Consider the following 24,799-nt stretch of genomic DNA (forward strand, 5'->3'; position numbering starts at 1 on the left):
TTTCCAAATGATAAGGGTCGCCGGACGCAAATTCAGGAACGCAGAACCGCAGAAACTTGCTGCACCTACATTTGTACAAACGTAGTAAACAAGTCGTTAATATGCGGGTTTTCAGCTTGTTTTTGAACGCAATTTGTCCGGTCTGATGGCCTGAGCAGGTGTGGTAGGCACCAAATTGCCCGGGTTCGGAAGTGACCGGGTCTGTCATGACAGTATGGACAACCAGAATCGACGGGCTGGCCCGGTCATTTTGTGACCGAAGCTTTGTCCTGAGTCGGTTCTCAACGAGGTTCCATCGCGCTCCGGTGCGGTGGACGGGCGTTTCCGGGGGCGGAAACAGGGATGAATATGAGTGAAACGGCCATTGAGCCTGTAACGATAGCGGAGCTCCTGACGGGGAGCAGCTTGAAGGTCAGAGAAGAAAACCAGCAACGCAGCCAATTGTTCAGAATAGGCGATCTGGCGCACGAATTCGGGCTTTCGTTGCGTGCGTTACGTTTCTACGAGGATAAGGGACTTTTGAGCCCAAGGCGGGCCGGGATCACGCGTCTTTATGACCGTGAAGACCACACACGCCTGCGTCTCATTTTGTTCGGTCGTCAGATCGGCTTTACGCTCGCAGAGACGAAACAGCTTATCGATCTCTGGAAAGAAGGCGCAAGCGATCTGAGCCAGCTCGACGACTTGCGTGCGACGCTTTCCGGAAAGCTCGGTGAACTTGAGAAGAAGAAACTCGAAATTGACCGTTCGATAGAAGAGCTGAAAGCGCTTCTGAGACGGCTGGTTGCGTCATCGACGTAACAATGAATGGCAAGCCGCCCTTTCGCGGGGGCGAAAAGGCGGCCTTTGTCTTTTATGCGACGTCTTCGACCTGATCGAGATAATCGCCATAGCCTGCGGCTTCCATCTCTGCTTTCGGAACGAAGCGCAGGGAAGCGGAGTTGATGCAGTAACGCAGACCACCGCGGTCAACAGGACCGTCCGGGAAGACGTGTCCGAGATGGCTGTCGCCATGGGCTGAACGCACTTCGGTGCGAACCATGCCGTGCGAGATATCATTCAACTCGCTGACATTGGCGGGTTCAATCGGCTTGGTGAAGCTTGGCCAGCCGCAATGGGATTCGTATTTGTCGCTGGAAGCAAATAACGGCTCGCCGGAAACGATATCAACGTAGATGCCGGCTTCCTTATTATAGAGATATTCGCCCGTTCCCGGGCGTTCCGTGCCGCTTTCCTGCGTAACGCGATACTGTTCCGGTGACAGCTTGGCGATGGCCTCCGGATTCTTGCTGTAGCTCATGGGTATACTCCCTGTCATTCGGGATAAATCTAGGCCGTCTGTCACGACTATTCCAGAGGGAGGCACAGGAATTTGAAGTGTTTCAGCTGTCCTGCGGGACCAGAGCGAATTCAGCCGTACGCGTGACTTCCTGCAACACGAAAAGCGCATTTTCCAGCGACTGCCGGTCGATCTTTTCAAGAAGTTCGGCACGAATGTGATGGGTCACATCCTGAAGTTCGCGAACCTGTTCCTGCCCTTCTGCGGTCAGCTCGATGCGTTTGGCGCGGCGGTCGCCTTCCACCGGAACACGGCGGATAAGCTCTTGTTTCTCAAGCCCATCCAGCAGGCGGACAACCGACGGATGCTCGATTTCCAGTGCATCGGCCAGTTCGCGCTGGTTCCAGTCGCGGTCCTGCGCGAGCAACAGCATCACGCGTGCGCGCGACAGCGTCAGGCCTAGCGCGCGAACGCGGGAATCAAAAAGGTTGCGCATTTTTCGGGCCGCAGTGGATAGGCCCATGGTGAACGCGGCGTGCAGTTCCTGTTTTGGGTCGTACATTACTTAGCAATCTAAAATATGGGTGTGCTATACATATAGCGATCCCTGGCGTGATCGCAAGGGTGCGACCGGTTCATTGCAGGTTTGGGTAAATCTGAAATGACAACGTTTGTACAATTTTGCTTTACGTACCTCAAAACGAAAGTTAAGCTCCCAATTGTGAGGCTTTGGGAGGAGTTCACGTGCGATCTGATTATCAGGATCAATGGCTGGGATTCTATGGCCGCAAGCGTGGCGCATCGAATGGTGCGCGCTTATGATTTCTGCTGCAAAAACCGATAAAGCGGGGCTTCTTGAAGCCCGATCCCTGTCGAAATCTTTCGGCCCTGTGCAGGTGCTTAAGAATATCAATCTGCAGATTTACGGCGGCGAAGTTCACGCGATCATCGGCGAAAATGGCGCCGGAAAATCGACGCTGATGAAGCTTCTTGCGGGCAATGAACGCCCGACGGCGGGCGAAATCCACATTGATGGCAAACCAATCGCGTTTGCCAATCCGGTTGAGGCGGAAGCGCAGGGCATTGTTCTTGTGCATCAGGAAATATTGCTCGCTCCCGATCTGACGGTTGCGCAGAATATTTACCTCGGCCGAGAGCTGACGAACGGCATTACTGTCAACGACCGTGCCATGCGTGAGGGTGCGCGCAAGGCGATCCGGGATCTCGGTGCGGATATCGATCCTGACGCGGTGGTCGGCAGCCTGTCGATAGCACAGCGCCAGCTGGTGCAGATTGCGCGTGTTCTGCTGGTGCCGCATCGCGTGGTGATCTTCGACGAGCCGACGGCTTCGCTAACGCCGGTTGAAACGGAAGCCTTGTTGAAGGTTATTCGCGATATCCGGGCCAAGGGCGTTGCTATCCTCTACATTTCGCACCGCCTGCCGGAAGTGAAGGAAATTTCCGACCGCGTGACGGTGTTGCGTGACGGAACGCTTGTTGCCGCGCATCTGGCATCGGAGCTTCAGCCCGCTGATATGGCGCGGCTGATGGTGGGGCGTGATGTGGCGAAGCTTTATCCCGACCGTGCAACGCAGCATGGCGGGGAGGCTGTCCTGGAAGTCAGCGACTTTTCCGTGCCGGGTCATGTCAAGGAAGCGAGCTTCCGCCTCAACAGAAGCGAGATACTCGGTTTTGCAGGGCTGGTCGGCGCGGGGCGTACTGAGCTGATGGAAGGTGTCGTGGGTTTGCGTCCCGGTAAGGGGGATGTGCGCCACAACGGTAAGCCCGCGCATTTCCGCGATGCCCATGACAGTCTGACGGCGGGCATCGCCTATCTGAGCGAAGACCGTAAGGGCAAGGGGCTGTTGCTGACCAAGGATCTGGGCATCAACCTGACGTTGGCCTCACTGAAAAAATTCGTCAGCCGCTTCCAGATTGACCGCAACAAGGAGCGGGTGGCGCTGGACGATGCGATCCGTGAGTTCGACATTCGCACCGGGAGCAAGGATATTCTGGCCGGGCAATTGTCTGGCGGCAACCAGCAGAAGCTGCTTCTGGCCAAGATGATGATGCTCGATCCCTCCATCGTCATCATCGACGAGCCGACCCGCGGCATCGATGTCGGGACCAAGGAACAGATTTATCAGTTCATCGCCAATCTGGCGGACGAGGGCCGGTCGATCGTTGTTGTGTCATCGGAAATGCCCGAACTGATCGGCATTTGCGACCGTATCGTCGTGATGCGCGAAGGGCGGATCGCCGGGGAGGTCACGGGCGAGCGGATGACAGAACACAATATCGTCGTTCTGGCGACCGGTGTTGATGCGGCAGAAGCAGCCTGAACGGCAATAAACAGAAAAAGACAATGAGTGGGAATTCAATGACACAGGTTGCGACTGACAAAAGCCGGGCACCGAAAACGTCCAAGGATTGGGACCTGAGAGCCATCGCGCCGTTCATCGCGCTCGCTCTTTTGCTCGTTCTGGGAACAGTCGCCAATCCCAATTTCATCAGCATCGATAATCTTATGAATGTCGCCACGCGTAGCGCTTTCATCGCCATCATTGCGCTTGGCGCGACCTATGTGATCTCGTCTGGCGGTCTTGATCTTTCTGTCGGCGCAATGGTTGCTTTTGTCGCCAGCATCATGATCCTGTTCATGAATAGCGGCGTCATTGCTGATCCGGTGCTGATGCTGATCGCAGCCGTCATGCTGGCGGTTGTGGTCGGCGCGGCCTGTGGTCTCCTGAACGGGTTGATTACAACAGTTGGCGGGATTGAACCTTTCATCGCAACGCTTGGTACGATGGGCATCTATCGCGGCTTGACGACGTGGCTGTCGCAGGGCGGCGCGATTACGCTCCGAAATCCGGAGATACAGTCGCTCTATCGCCCGGCCTATTTCGGTACGGTTCTGGGTGTGCCGGTGCCGGTGATCGCCATTTTCGTCACGGCGGCGATTGCTGCCTTCGTCCTCTATCGCACGCGTTATGGACGCCATGTGATTGCAGTCGGCTCCAGTGAGGATGTGGCCCGTTATTCCGGCATTTCGGTCAAGCGCGTGCGCACGATAGCCTATGTGGTTCAGGGGCTTTGCGTGGCGGTCGCCGTGCTGCTGTACGTGCCGCGTCTGGGCTCTACCTCGGCCACGACCGGCATCCTTTGGGAATTGCAAGCCATCACGGCTGTTGTGGTTGGCGGAACTGCGCTGCGCGGCGGTGTCGCCCGGGTTTGGGGGACGATCTGCGGCGCTTTCATTCTGGAGATCGTCGGCAACATCATGTTGCTGTCGAACTTCGTCAGCGAATATCTGATCGGGGCCATTCAGGGCGCGATCATCATCATCGCCATGCTGGTGCAGCGGTCACTGTCACGACGATGACATGCAGGAATTGACGGGATTGCAGGGGCGATTCCGGCAAAAGGGGTATGTCTCCCGAAACCAGATACGGTGCTGGGAACAAGGCATGCGTCCATTGAAAGAGACAAGCCCCGTTTTTTGGGAGGAAAACATGCGAAGGAAATTTTTGGGCGTTGCTTTCGCCGCTTTGGCTGCAAGCGCCATGGCATTTACCGGTGTCGCGAGTGCACAGGACAAGAAGGTCACCATCGGCGTTTCAATTCCGGCTGCCGACCACGGCTGGACGGCGGGCGTCGTCTATCACGCCGAGCGCGTGGCAAAGCTTTTGATGCAGGAGCATCCGGGTCTGAACGTGATCGTCAAGACCTCGCCGGATGCGGCCAATCAGGCCAATGCGTTGCAGGATCTTGCGGTGCAGGGCCTTGATGCGCTGGTTGTGCTGCCATCTGACCCGGATCCGCTGGTCAATGCGATCAAGGAAATCAAGGACAAGGGCACGTTTGTGGCGCTGGTCGACCGTGCGCCGAGCAACAATGACAACTCGATCCGCGATCTTTATGTTGCCGGTAACAATCCGGCTCTCGGTCAGGTTGCAGGCGAATATATCAAGAAGACCACGCCGGATGCACAGGTTGTTGTTATTCGCGGCATGCCGATCCCGATTGACCAGCAGCGTCAGGACGGTTTCGACAAGGGCATTGCAGGCTCCAACGTCAAGGTTCTTGACCGTCAATACGGCAACTGGAACCGCGACGACGCCTTCCGCGTGATGCAGGACTTCCTGACCAAGTATCCGAAGATCGACGTGGTCTGGTGTCAGGATGACGACATGGCTGTGGGCGTGCTCGAAGCCATCAAGCAGGCCAACCGCAGCGATATCCAGTACATCGTTGCCGGTGCCGGTTCCAAGGACATGATCAAGAAGGTCATGGACGGCGACAAGCTTGTGCCGGTCGACGTGCTCTATCCGCCAGCGATGGTAGGCACCGCCATGCAGCTCACGGCCGGTCATTTCTACGACCAGACCCCGGTTAGCGGCAATTATATCCTCGATGCAACGCTCGTCACGAAAGACAATGCCGAGCAGTTCTACTTTCCGGATTCGCCATTCTGATCCGTTGCATGCGCCCGTCCTTTTGGCGGGCGCATACCATTCTGGAGCCCGGTTTGATCTGATTACATCAGATCGGCACTCTAACTATTTGTTTTGAGGCACATTTTACTCGACACCACGTCATTCTTTTCGGGATGTGCTTTTCTGGAGGAGTTTCGATGAAGACGATCAAGGGGCCGGGGATTTTCCTCGGGCAGTTCGCCGGCGATGCAGCACCGTTCAACACATGGGACGGCATAACCAAATGGGCCGCCGAAAAAGGTTATCTCGGCGTGCAGGTGCCCACCTGGGCAAGCCAGCTGATCGATCTTAAAAAAGCCTCCGAATCCAAGGATTATTGCGACGAATTCGCCGGTGTGGCGAAGGAAAACGGGGTGGTGGTCACCGAGCTTTCCACCCATCTGCAAGGCCAGCTTGTTGCTGTTCATCCTGCCTATGACGAAGCCTTTGACGGCTTTGCGGTGCCGGAAGTGCGCGGCAATCCCAAGGCCCGACAGGCTTGGGCTGTCGAGCAGGTCAAGATGGCAATCAAGGCATCTCGCAATCTCGGCATTGGCGCACACGCGACCTTTTCGGGCGCGCTTGCATGGCCGTTTGTCTATCCATGGCCGCAGCGACCTGCCGGTCTTGTCGAAACGGCGTTTGACGAACTCGCACGCCGCTGGACGCCGATCCTCGACCATGCGGAGGAGTATGGCGTCGATATCTGCTACGAAATTCATCCCGGCGAAGACCTGCATGACGGCGTGACATTCGAGATGTTTCTGGAGCGTGTGAAGAACCACCCGCGCGCCAATATGCTCTACGACCCGTCGCATTATGTGCTGCAATGTCTCGATTATCTTGACAATATCGACATCTACAAAGACCGGATCAGGATGTTCCACGTCAAGGACGCGGAGTTCAATCCGACTGGACGACAGGGCGTCTATGGCGGTTATCAGGGCTGGGTCAACCGCGCTGGTCGTTTCCGTTCGCTGGGCGATGGGCAGGTTGATTTCGGCGCTGTCTTCTCCAAAATGGCCGCGAATGATTTCGATGGCTGGGCCGTGGTCGAATGGGAATGCGCGTTGAAGCACCCGGAAGACGGCGCGCGCGAAGGCGCGGAATTCGTAAAGGCGCATATCATACGCGTCACCGACAAGGCATTCGACGATTTTGCATCGGGCGGCACTGATGATGCTGCCAATCGCCGTATGCTGGGCCTTTGAGACGAAATGAGGAATCCATGACGATTGAAGCCAAAACCAAGGAAACTGCAACGCCACGTATCCGTCTCGGCATGGTTGGCGGCGGGGCAGGGGCTTTCATTGGCGGCGTGCACCGTATGGCGTCGCGGCTCGACAACCGTTTCGAACTGGTTGCAGGCGCCCTGTCCTCATCGCCGGAAAAGGCGCAAGCCTCGGGGCGTGAACTGGGGCTGGCGTCGGACCGCATCTATTCGGATTTCCTGGAGATGGCGATCCGCGAAGCGCGATTGAAAAATGGCATTGAAGCCGTTTCGATCGTGACGCCCAACCATGTGCACTATGAAGCCGCGAAAGAGTTTCTGAAGCGCGGCATCCATGTCATTTGCGACAAGCCCCTGACTTCCACGCTTGCTGATGCCAAAAAGCTGAAAAAAGCTGCGGATGAGAGCGGTACGCTGTTCGTGCTGACCCACAACTATACCGGCTATCCGATGGTGCGGCAGGCCCGCGCGATGGTGGCCAGTGGAGAACTTGGCGATCTCCGTGTCGTGCAGGTGGAATATGCGCAGGACTGGCTGACGGAAGCTGTCGAAGCCACCGGCGCGAAGGGCGCTGTCTGGCGGACTGACCCGGCCCAATCCGGCCTTGGCGGTGCCACGGGTGACATTGGAACCCATGCCTTCAATTTGGCCTCCTTCGTGACCGGACTGACACTCGATAGTCTGGCCGCCGACCTCGACAGTTTCGTCGCGGGGCGTCGTCTTGATGATAATGCGCATGTGATGCTGCGTTTTGCTGGCGGCGCGAAAGGCATGCTCTGGTGCAGTCAGGTTGCACCCGGCAACGAAAATGCGCTTCGTCTGCGTGTCTATGGCACAAAGGGCGGCATTGAATGGGCGCAGGAAGACCCGAACCGGCTGTGGTTCACGCCATTTGGCGGCGAGAAGCGGCTCATTACGCGCGGCGGTGCGGGTGCCGGGCCTGAAGCTGCGCGGGTAACGCGTGTGCCTGCCGGTCATCCGGAAGGTTATCTTGAGGCTTTTGCGACGATCTATACCGAAGCAGCCAATGCCATTGAGGCACATCGCGAAGGCAAAAAGCCGGACAGTGCGGTGGTTTACCCGACTGTTGACGATGGGCTACTGGGCGTGAGCTTTATCGACGCTTGCGTACGCTCGTCCAAGAGAAATGGCGCCTGGGTCAGTCTCTGACGCACAAATCAAAATGTTGTGGAGCGACCGTGGTGCGGTCGCTCCGCCGTAGAAAAACCATTTTAATTTCATTTTTGTAAGCGAACGCTTGCTAAGGCGTATTGGTCATATTGATCTGCCCGTTTTGCGGCAGGTCCCGCACAAAGCCGCTTGAGACATACGCCATGCAGAAATTCCGTCCCACAATCGCCAGCGGCCTATTGTGCCTTCTGACGGTGCTCTACGTTTTCATCTTCACCAATGCTTCATTCTGGCACGCAATCGGCACTTACTATGCCGATGCACCGTGGAAACTCGTGGGCATAGCGGCAGCACTTGTGTTGTTGCACACCGCATTGCTTCTCGTCTTCTCGGCGAAATATGTCATCAAGCCGATCCTGATCCTGTTTGTCCTGATCGCGGCTGGCGGTTCCTACTTCACCGATACATTCGGGACGATCATCGACAAATATGTGGTCGAGGCCGCGCTGACGACAACGCAGGCCGAATCCGGCGCGCTGCTGACGCCAAGCTTTGTCTGGCACATGGTGCTGTTCGGTGTCGTACCGTCGTTGCTGATTGTCTGGGTGCGGGTCAAGCACCGGCCTTTGCTAGGCAAGGTCGCGGTGAATACCGGCATTATTTTCGCCTGCCTCGCGGCATCGATTGCAATTTTGGGCGCGAATTACGCAGCCTACTCGTCGATGTTCCGTGAACACAATGCCGACATCATGCAAAAGCTGATGCCGGGAACGCCGATCACCAGCACGGTTCAATATGTTGCGCATACGATCAAGAACCGCGACATACCGATGGAGCCGCTTGGACTGGATGCCAAGCAGTCGGCGACGAAGCTGCCTGCTGATAAAAAGCTGCTGACGGTGGTGGTTGTCGGCGAGACGGCACGCGCCCAGAATTTCAGCCTCAACGGCTATTCGCGAGAAACCAACCCGGAATTGAAGCAGCGCAATGTCGTTGCCTTCACCGATACGACAAGCTGCGGAACGGAAACCTCGGTTTCGGTCCCTTGCATGTTCTCGCCTTTCACGCGGGAAGAGTTTTCCAATACCAAGTTCCGTGGTTCTGAAAATCTGATGGATGTGTTGCAGCATGCGGGCGTGCAGGTGGCCTGGTATGAAAACAATACCGGCAGCAAGGGCGTTGCCGACCGCATCAAGACAATCGATCTGCAAAACGCCAAGGATACGCGCTACTGTGAGGGCGGGGAATGCATCGACCAGATTCTGGTCGATAGTCTTGATAAGGAACTGAAAGAGCTGACCGGCAACGCCACCATTGTCCTGCATATGACAGGCAGCCATGGCCCGGCCTATTATCGCCGTTATCCGGAAGAATTTGCGAAGTTCAAGCCGGATTGCCGCTCAAACGATTTTGCCAAGTGCTCGCATGAAGAGATCGTCAATGCCTACGACAATTCAATCCTCTATACGGATCACATCCTGTCGGAAGTCATCGATCTGCTGAAAGCGAATGAAGACAAATTCGCTTCATCAATGATCTACATGTCCGACCACGGTGAATCTCTTGGCGAAGACGGCCTTTATCTCCATGCCGCGCCTTATTTCATCGCGCCGTCGCAGCAGACCCATGTGCCGTTCATCACGTGGTTTGCGCCGGAATATGTATCCGGCACGGGGCTCGATGTCGATTGCCTGAAGAAGACTGTTGCCGAACCATCGTCGCATGACAATCTGTTTCATACCGTGCTTGGAATGATGCAAATCAAGACATCGGTTTACGATCAAAAGCTTGACCGTTTTGCCGCCTGTCGCACGCCTCATAGCGTGGCGTTGAACTAAATCCAAAACCCCGCCGGAAGGCGGGTTTTCGTTATCCAGTCTAGTGGATTGAATTTGACGTTTGAATCCCGGCTGTCACATAAGCTGCTTCAAACGTCAAATTCGAAAAATCCACTAGATACATATAGTTGCTAGTGGTCTTTTTGATTCCAACATTTGCTCAGCGCTTGGAACTCAGGGATGCAAATGTTGGAATCAGACCACTAGCCAGCCAGTGAATGCAGGGCCGGGTAGAGTGCGCGATAGCGCTGATAGGCTTCGTCATAAGCGGAGAGAAGCGCCTGTTCAGGCTCGATAGTGCGAGCGGTGCGCGGCGGCGTGCAAATTGCGAACGGATAGGCCCCGCTGGCCGCAATCAGCCCCAGACGAGCGGCGCCGAAGGCGGCGCCAAAGTCACCTTCTTCTGGCAGCGAAACGGGCGTGTTCAGCGCTGTGGCAATGGATTTTAGCCAATAGGCGGAGCGGGAGCCGCCGCCAACCGCGATGAGAGAATGGATTTCCGTGCCTGCCGATTGAAGCGCGGCGAGACTGTCGCGGATGGCAAAGGACACACCTTCCAGAACGGCCTGTGTCATGGCGTTTCGGTCGGTTTCATGCTCCAGACCGTTAAAGCTGCCGCGAATTTTTGCGTCATTATAAGGCGTGCGCTCGCCGGACAGATAAGGCAGGAAGGTCACACTGCCGGGCGCTTTAACAGTGTCGCCCAGTTCCTGATCGAGCACATGCGGCGTTGCGCCGACGACGCGCGCGAACCAGTCAAGCGCGCTTGCCGCCGAGAGAATAACGCCCATCTGATGCCATGTGCCGGGCAGCGCGTGGCAAAAGGCATGGACGGCACTTTCAGGCTTCGGCTGATAGGCGCCATTGGCGGCAAACAAGACGCCGGACGTGCCAAGCGACACGAAAGCATGACCGGGCTTTACAGTTCCCATGCCGCAAGCCGAGGCGGCGTTGTCGCCTGCGCCGCCTGCGACCACAGGACGACCGTCTATGCCCCAACGCACTGCAAGTTCAGCACGCAATTGTCCCGTAGCGTCGCTGCCTTCCGCAAGTCGTGGCATCTGGCTTTCGGTCAGCCCGGTCTTTGCAAGCAATTCGGATGACCAGTGACGTCCGCCGGTGTCAAGCCAGCTTGTTCCGGCTGAATCCGACATGTCTGATACGTGTTCGCCAGTCAGCCAGAGGCGCAAATAATCCTTCGGCAACAGGATCTTGCGCGTTTTGGCGAAGGTATCGGATTCATTGTGGGCGACCCACACGAGTTTGGGTGCGGTAAAGCCGGGAAAGACGATATTGCCGGTAATAGTGCGGAAGGCTGGATCAGCATCAAGCTCTGCGGCCTCACGATAGCTTCTCGTGTCGTTCCAGAGGATGCAGGGCCGCAGCACTTGATCGGCATCGTCCAGCAATGTCGCACCGTGCATCTGGCCTGAAAGGCCGATGCCTTTGATGGCTCCGAATTCTTTCGGATGAGCTTGCCGCAAGGCGTCTATAGCGGTTTCAGTCGCGCTGATCCATTGGGCGGGATTTTGTTCACTCCAGCCCGGATGCGGGCGGGATACGTCCAACTCGCCATGCGCCGAGCCGACAAGCCGCTGATTGTCGTCGATCAGAAGCGCTTTGACGCCGGATGTTCCAAGATCGAGGCCGAGATACATGGTTGCTCCTGTCGGAAATTCACGATGGCCAACGGTTTAGCAGAACTGCGGCAGGTTATCTTTGAGAAAGATTTCGATGCGAATATGTTCCTGCCCCGGAATAATTGGTAGCCGATCCGCAGAGGCTTTCAGGATACGAATAGCGCTGCGGATTTCATGCCCGGCATCTTGTGCCAGAACACCATGCACCAGTCCTTGTTCCAGCGCCTGCGAGGTCGCGTCGTCGCGCTCATGGGCGATCACCAGAGGACGCTTTCCCGTATGGGTGGCAAGCGCACGTAGCAATCCGCCATTGCCGGCGCCGAGGCTGTAAATGCCCGCAATATCGTTGCGTTCGCGAAGCAGGGTGCGTACCAGATTTTCCACCCGCGCATCTTCATCGAGCCCTTCAAGGGCAGGGAGGATGGAGCGTTCAGGAAAATTGTTCCGCATGGCCGAAGTGAAACCATCGAAGCGCTCGCGATGATCACGCACTTTCAACGACCCGGTCAGAATGGCGATGACGCCTTCGGTTCCATTGGCGAAGAGACCGAGAAGTCGAGCTGCCGTGCGTCCGGCCGCAGTATTATCCACGCCGACATAGTGTTCGCGGGCCGAGTGGCCGAGATCGGAAACCAGTGTCACGGCATGCACGCCGCTTGCGCGCAGCCGGTCGCAGGCCGCCCGAACCGGATCGGTATCAAGCGCGACGAAAGCCACGCCGTCAGGCTTGCGCAGGCCGCTGGCGTCGAGCGCCGCGACCAGTGCAACCTCATCAAATGCAGGAACCAGAATGAGATTGATCGAGACGCGCTCGGCTAGCGCTCGCTCGGTCGCAATAGCGATCTCGTCGCGAAGGCTCAGCATGAAGGTGTTGTCATTGTCGGGCACAATGAAATCGAACTGATAAAGCCGGCTGCGCGCCAGATTGGCGGCACCCACATCGCGGACATAGCCAAGCGTATTCATGGCATCCACCACCCGCTCACGGGTTTTGGATCGGACGCCAGGGCGGTCGTTCAAAACGCGATCAACCGTGGCGAGGCTGACGCCCGCAGTGCGCGCTATATCATGAACGGTGGGTTTCATTCCTGCTCCTCCAAACAAACCATAGGAGCAAAAATGAGGTACGTAAATCAAAAAATTCCAGTTTCAATTTTCATTGCGATATCAATAGGGTTCAGCAAGGAACTGATATTGCGTGAAGCGGAATCGATGAAGCATTGAGAAGAGAAAGGGCGGCCTTGGCCGCCCAATCTAATGACATGAAATCAGTCCCAGTAAGGGCGCGGTCTGTGACGCGGTGGCCGGTCCCGATATTCGTCGCGCCAATGGTGACGACGCCAGTCTCTCGGCGGCGGTCCCCAGCCCCAGCGTGGCGGAGGCGGTGGACCCCAGCCCCAACCGGGAGGTGGTGGTGGGCGGCGATAACCGGGGACGCATACACCGTCATAGGTCATGCGCCAGCCGCGACCGCAGCGGTAATCAGCCTTTTGCAGCAGTCCGGATTGCACGGTTGCTTGCAGATTGCTGACCGGGGCAGCTTCGGCATTGAAGGCGAATACTGCCAGTGCCGCAGCTAAAGAAAGTACCGACACTCTCATGCCGTTTCTCCATATCGTTTAACGGCCTCAGTCTGATCTTGCATTTGGGGCTATTCGCGGCAGCTGAAATCAATTTGCCTGTACGGCGGATATAATCGCGCTACCAGTGAGCCATCTGACTATTGGCCGCCCAATCGTTTCATCGTCTTTTTCAACGTCGAAACACTCTGATAACCCGCTTCGACGCTGGCGATGGCAAGCGGCATGCCTTCTGCGCGTTTGCGCATGACATGAGATACGCGCAGACGCTGTCGCCACTCGACAAAACTCATGCCTGTCTGGAGACGGAATTTACGCGTCATGGTGCGACGGCTCATGCCGACTTCGTCCGCCCAGTCATCAATCGTGAGGTCGAGACCGGGATTGTCGAGCAGGCTGCGGCAAAGCTTGCGCAATTGCTTGTCGGTCGGAAGCGAAACCACATAAGGCTGCTCCTGTGCCGAGCGAACCTCGTCCAGAATAAGCGCGCTGAGATGTTGGCCACGGCCATTCTCATCGTAAAGCACCGGTTCCTCAGCCAGAGCCTGCACGCTGGCGTCCAACAGGGGCGAAACTTTCAGAACGCGCGTCGGCTCCCAGTGCTCGCGCAAGACCGATTCTTCGATAAAGACGGCATGCATTTCCACTGCGCCATAGATGTCGACAGTGTGCGGTACATCGGGCGGAAGCAGCACGGCATAGCCGCTCGGCAGCATGAAAGCGCCATCCTCGGTCTGCGCCGTCATATAGCCACTATTGCTGTAGAGAAGTTCGCCGCGCCGGTGACTGTGCCAGCCGGACGACGCGCTTTTCTTATAGTCGCGCCGCATCACCGCCAGAGGGCGTGCAATGTCCTGATAGTCGATGGCGTGTTTCGGTCGCGTGCGAATTTCCATTTTGGCCCAATTTGACTGAAATTGTCATATTTAAATGGAATTGCAAAATTTTGACCCGAATGCAACTCAGATTGGCCTGACTCACCAAACGGTCCCGAATATATTCGCTCGCGCAACACATTGAATTGTGTGAGTAAATTAGAATTATTCTGAATTCTGGACTTACGCAACAATAAAAAATAATCGCTATAACCGCTGCTTTGACGGGCTGCGGGCAGTAGCCGTTTTGCAGAAAACGGCAGGAGAACAGGGTTGAAGACGAGCAGGGACACCGTGCGTAACACAGATCGCATTCACAACAGCGGGCACGCCGGATCGCTGCTCAAAACCGTGCTTCTTGGAAGCGTGGCGCTTGGCGCCGTCGCGGTTCCGGCGATGGCGCAGGATACGGGCGTCATTCAGCTCAACACCATCGAAGTGCAGACTTCCGGTGACAAGGGGCCTCGCGTCCCGGTCAAGGGCTACATCGCCGAATATAGCCGCGCAGCCACCAAGAGCGACACGCCGATCCGCGAAACACCGCAGTCGATTTCCGTCGTCACGCGCGATAACATGAATGATCGCGCTGTTTCGTCGGTGAGTGAAGCGTTGCTTTACAGCGCTAATGTGAACGGTCAGCGTTATGGCGCCGATGTGCGCTCGGATTACTATACTATTCGCGGCTTCCCGGCTGATCTCTATCTGGATGGTATCCGTATCCCGCAGATCGCCAACCAGACCGGCGGCTATTCGGGCTTTGTGGTCGAACCCTATTCGCTCGAAAGCGTGGAAGTGCTGCGCGGCCCAAGTTCAGCGCTGTTCGGCCAGAGCAATGTCGGCGGTATCGTCAACATGGTCAGCAAGCAGCCACAGGCTGAAGCGTCCAATGAAGCCTATCTGCGTGGCGGCAGTTTCCAGCGCAAGGAATTCGGTTTCGATCTGACAGGTCCGATCAACAACGATCCGCGTTTCACCTATCGCCTGAACGGTATGATCCGTGATGCCGATACGTCCTACGATCTGGGCAAGAACAACCGTATTGCGATCAATCCAAGCTTTGCCTGGCGTCCAGATGCCGATACCAGCCTGATTGTTTCCGGTGGCTATCTCAAGGATGATCTGGGGCAGGCGGGTGTGATCATTCCGGCATATGGCAGCGTGTTGCCCAACCCGACCGGCCAGAGCATTCCGCGCGATTTCACCGATGGTGATCCGCGCAGCGCGACCTATAAGAAAGAAATCGGCTATGTCGGTTATCAGTTCGAGCATCGTTTCAACGATACGTTCACGCTGCGCCAGAACTTCCGCTATTCGCATCTGAAGACCGATTACCGCAACCTGTTTGCAGGCGTGCTGCCAACCAGTGGCTGGAATGGCACAACGCTGCCGCGCACCAATTATCTGGCCCAGCCGGAACTCGATGCCATCGCCTTCGACACGCAGCTTGAATCGCGCTTCGATACGGGGCCGCTGGAGCACACTTTGCTGGTCGGCGTCGATCAGCAATGGCAGCGTCTCGACAATTATACCGGCTCGGCGACCGGTCCGTCGCAGGACCTGTTCAACCCGACCTTCAATCAGCCGCTGACGCCGGTCAAGGCCACGACGCGCCTTCTCCAAAACCAGTATCAGACCGGCATTTATGTGCAGGATCAGATCGAGGCAGGCAATCTGCGCGTGACGCTCGGCGGCCGCAAGGACTTTGTGAAGGTCGATTCCGAGCAGACGACGCTTTCGTCGGGCCGCACGGTTGACTACGAACAGGACCCGGAAAAGTTCACGGGTCGTGCGGGTGTAGCCTATGTGTTCGACAGTGGCTTTGTGCCTTACGCGCTTTATTCGACTTCGTTCCTGCCGACGCTGACATTGGCGGATACGCCGCTCAAGCCGACGACCGGCACGTTGAAGGAAGTGGGCATCAAATATGCCCCGGAAGGTGCGAATTACAGCGTAACGCTTTCGGCCTTCGAAGCTGAACAGCAGAATGTCGTCAATCGTATTTCCGGCGTCTATTATCAGACGGATGAAGTGCGGGTGCGCGGCGTCGAACTGGAAGGCACTGCCCAATTGTGGGATCGCCTGAACCTGACGGCTGCCATGAGCTTCCAGGATCCGGAAGTCAGCGAAAGCCAGACCCCGGCCCAGGTTGGCAAGCTGCCTTACACCGTGCCGAAGGACCAGCAGTCGCTGTTTGTAAGCTATAACGTGCCGCTTCCGAACAATATCGACGGCAGTCTCGTTCTTGGCGGCGGCGTGCGCCGCATCGGCAAGACCGCAGGCGACACGCTGAACACGTTCTTCGTGCCATCCTACACGCTGGTTGATGCCTTCCTGCGCTACGATCTTGGCAACTATCGCCTTCAGGTGAATGCCTATAATCTTGGCGACAAGAAATATGTGGCAGGCTGTAATTCGACCAGCCAGTGCTATTACGGGCAGGGCCGCTCCATTGTGGCGACAACGAGTGTGAAATGGTAGTGAGTTTCTCACGACGTGAATTTCTTGTGGGGGCGGCTTTGGCCGCCCTTACGTCTTCCGTTCGGGCTGAAGCGCCGCGCAAAATCGTAACCCTTGAATGGGCGGAAACGGAAATTGCGCTTTCGCTCGGCATTCGCCCGCTGGGCGTCGCCGATCTGGCGGGCTATCGCCAGTGGGTCAATATCGAGAATGATGGACTTGCCGATGCGACCGATGTCGGTGGGCGACAACAGCCGAGCCTCGAAGCGCTGACGCGACTGAAGCCGGACCTGATCCTGACCTCCGCGCTGCGCCACAAGGCGATTGCCGAGCGCCTCAAGGCAATTGCGCCGACTGTGCTGCTGGATGGCGCGTCCGATAGCGCCGATCTCTTTCAGGATATGAAATCAAATCTCGCCGCTGCCGCAACCGCACTGGGGCGCGAGGCGGAAGGCAAGGCCGAATGGCAGTCTTTCGAAGATGGTCTGTCGGCGGCACGGGCGAAACTTTCCGGCCCGCTGCCTGTCGTGATTGCGCAGCCCTTGCCCGGCGTGGCGCGATTGAGAATATTCACAACCAATTCGGCGGTGATGAAAACACTGGTGCAGGCTGGTTTCTCGGAAGCGGTTGACCGTGGCATGCAGCCCTTTGGCTTCACGACCTTTGGGCTGGAAGAGCTTGCGTCCCTCGGCACGGAAACACGGCTTTGCCTGCTGGATGAAGCGACGCCGAAGGAATTGACTGAAAGCGCTATCTGGCCGGTCCTGCCGGTGGTCAGCGCTGGCCATATTTATCATCTCGGAGGCGATATCTGGCCTTTCGGCTCGACGCGTTCCATGGCGCGGCTGGTCGAGCGGGCCTTATCGGCGCTCACCGCCTGATGCATAAAAAAAAGCCCCGGTTAAACCGGGGCTTTGTTGTTTCAGGCAGCGGCGCGGACGCATTCGGCGAGAATACGCAGCACTTCGGCACGCTCCTCGATTTGCGGCATATGTCCGCAACGCTGGAAGATATGCACTCCAACTTTTCCGGGCAGGCCATGGGCATGGCTGACAGGAATGACCCGATCTTCCGCACCGAAGATGAGCCGCACCGGGATCGGCAATCCGGCGATAGCCGACCGGACGTCGAATGTCTGGGTACTGTCGGTGAAGAACCGTTCTGCAATGGCGCTTTGCGCGGCACGCAATTCGGTATCGGCAGCTTGAGCGACCGTGGCATTGATGAAAGGCCGCGTGAGCAGGCTTTCATCGCTGACAAGGAGCTTCAGCCACGGCGTAATGCTCGCCTCGCTTTTGGCGGCGATCAGGCCCTTGGTGAAGGCGCCGTTGATCTCGGGACCGAGACCAGCGGACGAAATCAACACCAGCGAGCGCACATCGACGATGCCACGTGCTGCAACAGTTGCGGCAACGCCGCCACCGAAGGAATGGCCACCAAGCAGGCAGGCATTCACGCCAAAGGCGGCGAGTGTGGCTTCAACAGCTTCTGTGATAGCATCGATGCCATCCGGCACCGCACGCGTGGACGCTCCATGACCGGGAAGGTCAAGCGCCAGAACCGGGTGGCCGAGTGTCGCCCCTGCAAGCAGGCCGCGCCACGAATTGAGATCGGCGGCGAAGCCATGGATCAGGACAATCGGCAGTTTTCCGGCTTCACCCTCACGCAGCCAGACGGCATTGAGCGGGGCCGCGGAACCTGCGGAGAAAGTCGCCACAGGTTTGGACAACGGAGCTGATACTGGAGCCGAAGGCTGTGCCGGTGCGACAGCAGCCGGGGCAGAGCCAATCTTCGCCTCGACATCCTTTTTCTGCACGCGCCCCTTTGGACCGGAACCCGCAATCGCCTCCAGATCGATACCGGCCTCGCGGGCCAGTCGGCGTGCAAGCGGCGTTGCACGCACGGCTGCGTCCTGAGCGGCAGCACCTTGGGAGGCGGAAATGACCGGTTCGGCAGGTTGGGGTGCAGCCTCCCGAACCGGTACAGGCGCGCTCTGCGAGGGAGCAGGCTGCGCATCGGCGGTGAGCCCAACGGATGGTGGTGTTTTGCGCTCTTCGCCTTCTTCGTAAATCCAGGCGACTGCCTGACCGACTGGCACGACCGTGCCTTCGGCGGCAGTCACATTGCCGAGAATGCCGCTGGCCGGTGCGTCCACTTCCATGGCCGCCTTATCCGTTTCGATCTCGAACAGGAGCTGGCCCTTCGTGACGGTATCGCCATCCTTGGCGTACCAGCGCGAAATCTGGCCGGTCTCCATATCCATGTCGACTTTCGGCAGGATGACTTCCACTGCCATGGTCAGCGCACTCCCTTGGCAAGATCGCGGGCGCTCTTGAGGATGTCAGGCACCTGCGGCACGGTCGCGCGTTCCAGATCCGGGTTGTACGGAATTGGTGTTTCTGCGCCGCCAAGACGCACGATGGGGGCGTCGAGATAATCGAAAGCATCGCTTTCAGCGACGATGGCCGAGATTTCTGCACCAATGCCGAGCGTTTTCACGGCTTCATAGACGCAAAGCAGCTTGGAGGTCTTCTTGACGCTCTTGATGATCGTGTCGCGGTCAATCGGGCGCACGGTGCGCAGATCGATGACTTCGACGTCGATGCCTTCCTTGGCCAGTTCTGCTGCCGCATCCAGCGCCTTGTGCACCATGATGGCGGTCGCGACGATGGTGAGATCGCGGCCTTCGCGCACCACTTCGGCCTTGCCGATTGGCACGGTATAGTAGCCTTCAGGCACTGGGCCTTTCATCTTGTAGAGCAACTTATGCTCGAAGATCATGACCGGATCTGGGTCCTCAACGGCTGCCAGCAGCATGCCCTTGACGTCATGCGGCGTGGATGGCTGCAAGACTTTCAGTCCGGGCACATGGCCGAGCCAGGCTTCGAGGCTCTGGCTATGCTGTGCAGCGGCCCCCGTGCCGGAACCGGCGGGAAAGCGCATGACCAGCGGCACCGAAACCGCGCCACCCAGCATGTAGCGGATTTTTGCGGCCTGATTGACGATCTGTTCCATCGCCAGAGCGGCAAAGTCGGAGAACTGGAATTCGAAGATCGGGCGCATGCCGGTCAGCGCTGCGCCGACGGCGACGCCAGCGCCGCCCAGTTCGGAAATAGGCGTGTCCATGACGCGGTCTTCACCGAAGCGATGCACGAGATCGCCGGTAACCTGAAACGCGCCACCATAGACGCCGATGTCCTCGCCCATCAGGAAAACGCGGTCGTCGCGCTCCATGGCAATCGCCATGGCTTCCTGAATGGCTTGCGAATAGCTCAACTCGCGGATTGTGGTGTCCATGATCAGATTTCGTCCGTATATACGTCGCGGGTCAGGTTGGTGAGGTCAGGAGAAGGACTGTTCTTCGCGAATTCAATCGCGTCAGCGATTTCCTTCTCGACATTGGCTCGAATGGCTTCGATCTCCTTGTCGTCGATCACGCCATAAGCCTTCAGATCAGCCTCGAAATGCGCGATAGGATCGCGATTATTCGCCCAATCCTCGATCTCTTCCTTGGTGCGATAGCGGTTGCGGTCGCTCTTCGAATGACCGCGCAGTCGGTAGGTCTTGTTTTCGATCAGCGAAGGGCCTTCGCCGCGCCGTGCACGCTCCACCGCCTCGTTGATGGCCTCGGCCACGTCCGAGAGATTGTTGCCGTCCACGACCTTGCCCGGCATGTTGTAGGCCGAGGCACGGTCCGCGACATTGGCCACCGCCGTTGAACGCTTGGTTGAAGTAGACATGCCATAGCCATTGTTTTCGCAGACGAAAACGACCGGCAGCTTCCAGACGGAAGCCATGTTGAGCGCTTCATGGAAAGCGCCTTCATTGTTGGCGCCATCGCCGAAGAACGACACGACAACCTTGTTGTTCTTCTGCTTCTTGGCGGAAAGGGCAGCACCGACTGCGATCGGAATACCGCCGCCGACAATGCCATTGGCGCCGAGATTGCCCTTGGAAACGTCGGCAATGTGCATGGAACCGCCGCGGCCCTTGCAATAGCCGGTTTCCTTGCCGAAGAACTCGGCAAACATGCGCTTCACATCTGCGCCCTTGGCGATGCAATGACCATGGCCGCGATGGGTCGAGGTGATCATGTCATCTTCGGTCAGCGGCAGGCAGGAACCCATGGCGCTTGCTTCCTGTCCGATGGACAGGTGCATTGTGCCGTGAATAAACCCCCGCGTGTAACTTTCTTCCGCGCCTTCTTCGAAGCGGCGGATGAGATACATCTTGTGCAGCGCTTCCTTCAGCTGTTCCGGAGAATAGGTGCGGAAAGCGAAGGGCAGGTTGTGGCGATCTGCGGCCTGCGCATCAATCTTTCTGGCTTGAACCATGGTGCGGCTCCTTATGCTCCGTAAACGAGCTTGTCCTGGCGGGCGCGCAGTTCGGCAATCTTCGAACCTGGCGCGACGGCTGCATTGTCATAGGTGATGAGTTCGCCCTTCTTGATCGGCTTCGTCACGCTGCCGCCCTGAAGAAGGCCGCAAGGGATGGCATGCGCAGTGCGCGCTTCGCCAGACGTCATGATCCAGGCGCGGTAGCAATATTCGCCAATGGCATCGAGCTTTTCGCCCGGCTGCATGTCCTTCTTGGCGACAGCGCAGACTTCGGCAACGGGCTTGGCCAGCGGCACCATATCCGGCTTGCCGTAAAGAACAACGCGGGCGCAGGTCAGCGGAACTTCAAGCGAGGTCAGGTGATATGGACGGTGGAACGTGAAATACGGACCCTTGCCCATTTTCAGATCTTCCATGCGTTCGGAAACGCGCGGATGCGACATGTCGGCGACAACGAAGACGCCGGGTGCAACACCCTTGCCGATGGAATAATCCACCACGCCGACCTTCGACAGAACGCCGCCATCCTTTTCCGGAATCAACGTCTTGTTGAGCTGGTCCAGCGTTGCGGCAGGGCCATGCATGCCCGGCTTGTCGGGCACGAGACCGGTAGCATTGGCGATGGCTGCCATTTCCACCATGGTCTTGGAACCGTCGACGAACTCAACCAGCATACGCACATTCATGTTGCGGCGCTTGGCTTCTTCCAGATAATCATCGGGAATGGCGTCGATATTGAGCGGGTTGTTCTTGCCCTTGCCAGCAGCAACGATGGGGTGACCCATGGCGGAAACGAATTCGATCAATTCCATGCAGGAAGACGGTTCGTCGCCAGCGCCGAGCGAATAGGTAACGCCCAGACGATCGGCTTCAGCCTTGAGGTAAGCGCCGATGGTGACGTCGGCTTCGACATTCATCATGACGAGATGCTTGCCATGTTCCATGGCGCGCAGACCGATTTCCGCGCCGACAGCCGGAACGCCGGTGGCGTCGATCACGACATCGATCAAGTCATTTTCGAGGATCAGATTGGCATTGTCTGTAACGGCAACCTTGCCGCCTTCCATGGCCGAGGTCAGTTCGGAGGCGTTCGAAACTTGCCTGCCGTGACCCTCTTCCTGATAGGCGATGTTGACCGCTTTCAAGGCGTTTGGAACGCGCAGTTCGGAAATGGCGCCAATTTCGATGCCAGGCATATGCGCCACGCGCGTTACGATATCGGTGCCCATTTCGCCGGAGCCAATCAGCCCGATACGGATCGGCCGCCCGCTGTCCGCACGCGCCTGCATATCACGTGCCAAGCCCGTCAACGCCACATTCGTCGCCATCTTTTCCTCCTGATGTTCCTCCAGGCGCCTTCACGCCTCTCTTCCAATAGTCGATAATGAACATTTGTTTCCAAGTCAATACGAGTGTACATTTATCACACTCGTCGAACCTGTTATTCCTTACCGTGCTTTAGCGCTTGTGAACAAACATTGGTCTGATATAAAAAACAAATGTTCTGCCTGGTGTTTCAAAATGCAACACAACAAAATCGATTGTGGGGGCATACGGCGCGGAACTTGATACAAGCGTTCGAACGGCCTGGCATTCGTTGGAGAATGACTGGGGGGAGGAGAAAACTATGGACGCATTTCTAAGCGGCCTGAAATCTGCCATCGATACGTTGGGAGCGACGGTCCTGCTTCCCATCGTCATCTTCATTATTGCCGTGGTTCTTGGCGCAAAGGTGGGCAAAGCCTTCCGTGCGGCCGTCACCATTGGCGTCGCCTTTATCAGTATCAACCTCGTGCTGGGGCTGATGTTCACCTCCATCGGCGAGGTGGCTCAGGCCATCGTCACCAATACAGGCATCAAGCGCGACATCGTTGATGTGGGCTGGCCTTCGGCTGCCGCCATCGCTTTCGGTTCGTCCGTGGGCCTCTGGGTGATTCCGGTCGGCATTCTGGTCAATATCGCGCTGCTTTTGATGCGCTGGACCCGCACGCTCAATGTCGACGTGTGGAATTTCTGGCACTTTGCCTTTGTCGGCTCGCTCGTCGTCGCCGCAACGGACAATCTGGCCTATGGCATTATCGTTGCAGCCCTCGTTGCGGCTCTGTCGCTTCTGTTTGCTGACTGGTCGGCACGCGCCGTGCAGCAGTTCTATGGCGTTCCGGGCGTTTCGGTGCCGCATCTGGCATCGGCGCAGATCCTGCCGATTGCTATCGTGCTCAACTGGATCATGGATCGCATTCCTGGCATCAACAAGATCCACATCAGCACCGAAACCATCGAGCGCCGCTTCGGCGTCTTCGGTGAGCCTGTGGTTCTGGGTCTGATCATCGGTCTCGTGCTCGGCCTGATCGCTTTCTACAATGCAGGCGATTTCGGCCATGTGCTGGCCAAGGTGCTCGGCACCGGCATGACGCTTGCCGCCGTGATGCTGCTTCTGCCGCGCATGGTCAAAATCCTGATGGAAGGCCTGCTGCCAGTATCTGATGCGGCACAGGAATTCGTGCGCAAGCGCACCGGCGACCGCGAACTGCTGGTTGGTCTCGATTCGGCAATCCTGATCGGTCACCCGGCTGCAATCTCGTCGTCGCTGATCCTCGTGCCTATCGCGATCATCCTGTCGGTGATTCTGCCGGGCAACCGCGTCATCCTGTTCGCCGATCTTGCGGTTATCCCGTTCATCGTCGCCATGACTGCGCCGCTGTTGAAGGGCAATGTGTTCCGCATGGTTGTTGTCGGTACCGTGACGCTCGCCATCGGCTTCTATGTGGCCAATGCGCTAGCTCCGCTCTTCACGAGTGCTGCCGTTGCGTCCGGCTTCAAACTGCCGGAAAACGCGCTGCAGATCACTTCTGTTGTCGACGGCTTCCTGTGGGTGCCTTATGTCATCATCGCCGCAATCCAGTGGTTGGGCGTGGTCGGCATTGCGGCTCTCGCAGTTGTCATCGCAGTGCTGTTCATTCTCTATCGTCGCAACACCGATGGTTGGGAACGGGCAGCCGGTGCAGAAGACGAGCCAGCCGAGCAGAACAACTGGTAAGGCACAAAAGCAATACTGGCCGCATACCGGAGAGGTATGCGGCTATCTGAAATGGAGGATGGAATGGCGAACGGCCTGATGGCTTTTCTCGACCCTGAAGCGATAGAGCTGCAGAGCGAGGCCAAAACCAATGAGGAGATCATCCGTGTTCTGGCGGCAAAGCTGGAACGGCTCGGCTATGTCAAGCCAAGCTATGCGGATGCAGTCGTAAAGCGGGAACAGACCATGCCAACCGGTCTGCCGCTGGAGCGCGAAGAAAACGTCGCCGTTCCGCATACCGATCCTGAGCATGTCCTGAAAGCGGGCATCGCTTTCGCTACGCTGAAATCTCCCGTCGTCTTTTCCAATATGGAAGATCCGGAAGAGGAAGTGCCTGTCGGTTTTGTTTTCCTGCTTGCCATCAATGACAAGGACAAGCAGATCGAGACCCTGCAGCAGGTTATGGCGACGATTCAAAATGAGGACGCGCTGGACAATTTAAAGAATGCGCGCACGCTCGCTGACGTTGAAGTTGTGCTGGGCTAATCGGAGGAAACACAATGGCCAAAATGAAAACGATTCTCTTTGCCTGCGGCACCGGCGTGGCAACATCCACCGCTGTGAACGCTGCTGTTACCGAAGAAATGAAAAAGCGCGGGCTGACCTTCAACGCGCAGCAGGCCAAGGCTACCGAGGTGCCCTCACTGGCCGATAATGTCGATTTCATCGTCTCGACGACGCCGATTTCCGCGGCAGTCGAAAAGCGGGTGATCAAGGGTCTCGCTTTCCTGACCGGTATTGGCAAGGACAAGGTTCTGGACGAAATCGAAGCCGAACTGCGCAAGTAACTTCGCCGCGGCGACTTTGGCTGAATTGAATAGAGCGCTTTCGTGTAAGATCACGAAAGCGCTCTATCTGTTTGTATTATCTGTATTTCGCG

General features: G+C 57.3%; 22 protein-coding genes. 12 read left to right on the top strand and 10 right to left on the bottom strand.

The window, feature by feature from the left end; translation table 11 throughout:
* Positions 1–348: 348 nt before the first annotated feature.
* Positions 349–801, top strand: coding sequence for a MerR family transcriptional regulator (locus tag FGI60_RS02295; RefSeq protein WP_138783859.1), 453 nt, complete (start codon positions 349–351; stop codon positions 799–801).
* 52 nt (positions 802–853) lie between these two features.
* On the opposite strand, the gene msrB is transcribed toward FGI60_RS02295, so the two are convergent.
* Both msrB and FGI60_RS02305 read right to left on the bottom strand, forming a co-directional pair.
* A complete protein-coding gene (gene msrB / locus FGI60_RS02300; RefSeq protein ID WP_078340315.1) occupies positions 854–1,300 on the bottom strand; it encodes a peptide-methionine (R)-S-oxide reductase MsrB in 447 nt (148 codons plus the stop codon).
* 82 nt (positions 1,301–1,382) lie between these two features.
* Positions 1,383–1,841, bottom strand: a complete 459-nt coding sequence (locus tag FGI60_RS02305; protein WP_138783746.1) for a MarR family winged helix-turn-helix transcriptional regulator — start codon at positions 1,839–1,841, stop codon at positions 1,383–1,385.
* A gap of 256 nt (positions 1,842–2,097) precedes the next feature.
* On the opposite strand from FGI60_RS02305, the gene FGI60_RS02310 reads away from it, so the two are divergent.
* The 6 genes from FGI60_RS02310 (at position 2,098) to FGI60_RS02335 (ending at position 9,954) form a co-directional block, all read left to right on the top strand.
* Positions 2,098–3,621, top strand: a complete 1,524-nt coding sequence (locus FGI60_RS02310; RefSeq protein ID WP_138783747.1) for a sugar ABC transporter ATP-binding protein — start codon at positions 2,098–2,100, stop codon at positions 3,619–3,621.
* A gap of 38 nt (positions 3,622–3,659) precedes the next feature.
* Entirely contained in the window at positions 3,660–4,661 is a 1,002-nt protein-coding gene (locus tag FGI60_RS02315; RefSeq protein ID WP_138783860.1) for an ABC transporter permease, read from the top strand.
* A 130-nt stretch (positions 4,662–4,791) separates the two neighbouring features.
* Entirely contained in the window at positions 4,792–5,754 is a 963-nt protein-coding gene (locus FGI60_RS02320; RefSeq protein ID WP_138783748.1) for a substrate-binding domain-containing protein, read from the top strand.
* Positions 5,755–5,912: 158 nt separating this feature from the next.
* Positions 5,913–6,965 carry a sugar phosphate isomerase/epimerase family protein gene (locus tag FGI60_RS02325; protein WP_138783749.1) on the top strand — a complete coding sequence of 351 codons (1,053 nt, stop codon included), beginning with the start codon at positions 5,913–5,915 and terminating at the stop codon, positions 6,963–6,965.
* A gap of 17 nt (positions 6,966–6,982) precedes the next feature.
* Positions 6,983–8,155, top strand: a complete 1,173-nt coding sequence (locus tag FGI60_RS02330) for a Gfo/Idh/MocA family protein (protein WP_138783750.1) — start codon at positions 6,983–6,985, stop codon at positions 8,153–8,155.
* Between the two features lie 164 nt (positions 8,156–8,319).
* Entirely contained in the window at positions 8,320–9,954 is a 1,635-nt protein-coding gene (locus FGI60_RS02335) for a phosphoethanolamine transferase (protein ID WP_138783751.1), read from the top strand.
* Between the two features lie 203 nt (positions 9,955–10,157).
* On the opposite strand, the gene xylB is transcribed toward FGI60_RS02335, so the two are convergent.
* The 4 genes from xylB to FGI60_RS02355 form a co-directional block, all read right to left on the bottom strand.
* A complete protein-coding gene (xylB, locus tag FGI60_RS02340) occupies positions 10,158–11,612 on the bottom strand; it encodes a xylulokinase (protein WP_138783752.1) in 1,455 nt (484 codons plus the stop codon).
* A 36-nt stretch (positions 11,613–11,648) separates the two neighbouring features.
* A complete protein-coding gene (locus FGI60_RS02345) occupies positions 11,649–12,680 on the bottom strand; it encodes a LacI family DNA-binding transcriptional regulator (protein ID WP_138783753.1) in 1,032 nt (343 codons plus the stop codon).
* A gap of 182 nt (positions 12,681–12,862) precedes the next feature.
* Entirely contained in the window at positions 12,863–13,195 is a 333-nt protein-coding gene (locus tag FGI60_RS02350; RefSeq protein WP_138783754.1) for a hypothetical protein, read from the bottom strand.
* 119 nt (positions 13,196–13,314) lie between these two features.
* Positions 13,315–14,070, bottom strand: a complete 756-nt coding sequence (locus FGI60_RS02355) for an AraC family transcriptional regulator (RefSeq protein ID WP_078340324.1) — start codon at positions 14,068–14,070, stop codon at positions 13,315–13,317.
* Between the two features lie 252 nt (positions 14,071–14,322).
* Here FGI60_RS02355 and FGI60_RS02360 point away from each other — a divergent pair, with 252 nt between their 5' ends.
* Together FGI60_RS02360 and FGI60_RS02365 are read left to right on the top strand one after the other, a co-directional pair.
* Positions 14,323–16,527, top strand: a complete 2,205-nt coding sequence (locus FGI60_RS02360) for a TonB-dependent siderophore receptor (protein WP_328592640.1) — start codon at positions 14,323–14,325, stop codon at positions 16,525–16,527.
* Entirely contained in the window at positions 16,521–17,387 is an 867-nt protein-coding gene (locus FGI60_RS02365) for an iron-siderophore ABC transporter substrate-binding protein (protein ID WP_138783755.1), read from the top strand. Before FGI60_RS02360 ends, FGI60_RS02365 begins: the two co-directional genes overlap by 7 nt.
* Positions 17,388–17,428: 41 nt before the next feature.
* Here the strand turns inward: FGI60_RS02365 and FGI60_RS02370 are convergent, their stop codons facing one another.
* The 4 genes from FGI60_RS02370 to FGI60_RS02385 are packed head-to-tail and all read right to left on the bottom strand — an operon-like array spanning position 17,429 to position 22,171.
* Positions 17,429–18,802: an acetoin dehydrogenase dihydrolipoyllysine-residue acetyltransferase subunit gene (locus FGI60_RS02370; protein WP_138783756.1), complete on the bottom strand. Its 1,374-nt coding sequence runs from the start codon at positions 18,800–18,802 to the stop codon at positions 17,429–17,431.
* A 2-nt stretch (positions 18,803–18,804) separates the two neighbouring features.
* Positions 18,805–19,803, bottom strand: a complete 999-nt coding sequence (locus FGI60_RS02375) for an alpha-ketoacid dehydrogenase subunit beta (RefSeq protein ID WP_078340327.1) — start codon at positions 19,801–19,803, stop codon at positions 18,805–18,807.
* Between the two features lie 2 nt (positions 19,804–19,805).
* Complete coding sequence (locus FGI60_RS02380) at positions 19,806–20,840, bottom strand: thiamine pyrophosphate-dependent dehydrogenase E1 component subunit alpha (protein ID WP_078340328.1); 1,035 nt, start codon at positions 20,838–20,840, stop codon at positions 19,806–19,808.
* 11 nt (positions 20,841–20,851) lie between these two features.
* On the bottom strand, positions 20,852–22,171 hold the full coding sequence (locus tag FGI60_RS02385; RefSeq protein ID WP_138783757.1) for an NAD(P)H-dependent oxidoreductase: 1,320 nt from the start codon (positions 22,169–22,171) through the stop codon (positions 20,852–20,854).
* Between the two features lie 299 nt (positions 22,172–22,470).
* On the opposite strand from FGI60_RS02385, the gene FGI60_RS02390 reads away from it, so the two are divergent.
* The 3 genes from FGI60_RS02390 to FGI60_RS02400 all read left to right on the top strand — a co-directional run bounded on the left by FGI60_RS02390 (position 22,471) and on the right by FGI60_RS02400 (position 24,707).
* A complete protein-coding gene (locus FGI60_RS02390; RefSeq protein WP_138783758.1) occupies positions 22,471–23,880 on the top strand; it encodes a PTS galactitol transporter subunit IIC in 1,410 nt (469 codons plus the stop codon).
* Between the two features lie 63 nt (positions 23,881–23,943).
* Positions 23,944–24,405, top strand: coding sequence for a PTS sugar transporter subunit IIA (locus tag FGI60_RS02395; protein ID WP_138783759.1), 462 nt, complete (start codon positions 23,944–23,946; stop codon positions 24,403–24,405).
* 14 nt (positions 24,406–24,419) lie between these two features.
* Complete coding sequence (locus FGI60_RS02400) at positions 24,420–24,707, top strand: PTS sugar transporter subunit IIB (RefSeq protein ID WP_078340332.1); 288 nt, start codon at positions 24,420–24,422, stop codon at positions 24,705–24,707.
* Positions 24,708–24,799 lie beyond the last annotated feature (92 nt).

Source organism: Brucella haematophila (assembly GCF_005938105.1).
In the GTDB taxonomy this organism is placed as follows: Bacteria; Pseudomonadota; Alphaproteobacteria; order Rhizobiales; family Rhizobiaceae; genus Brucella; species Brucella haematophila.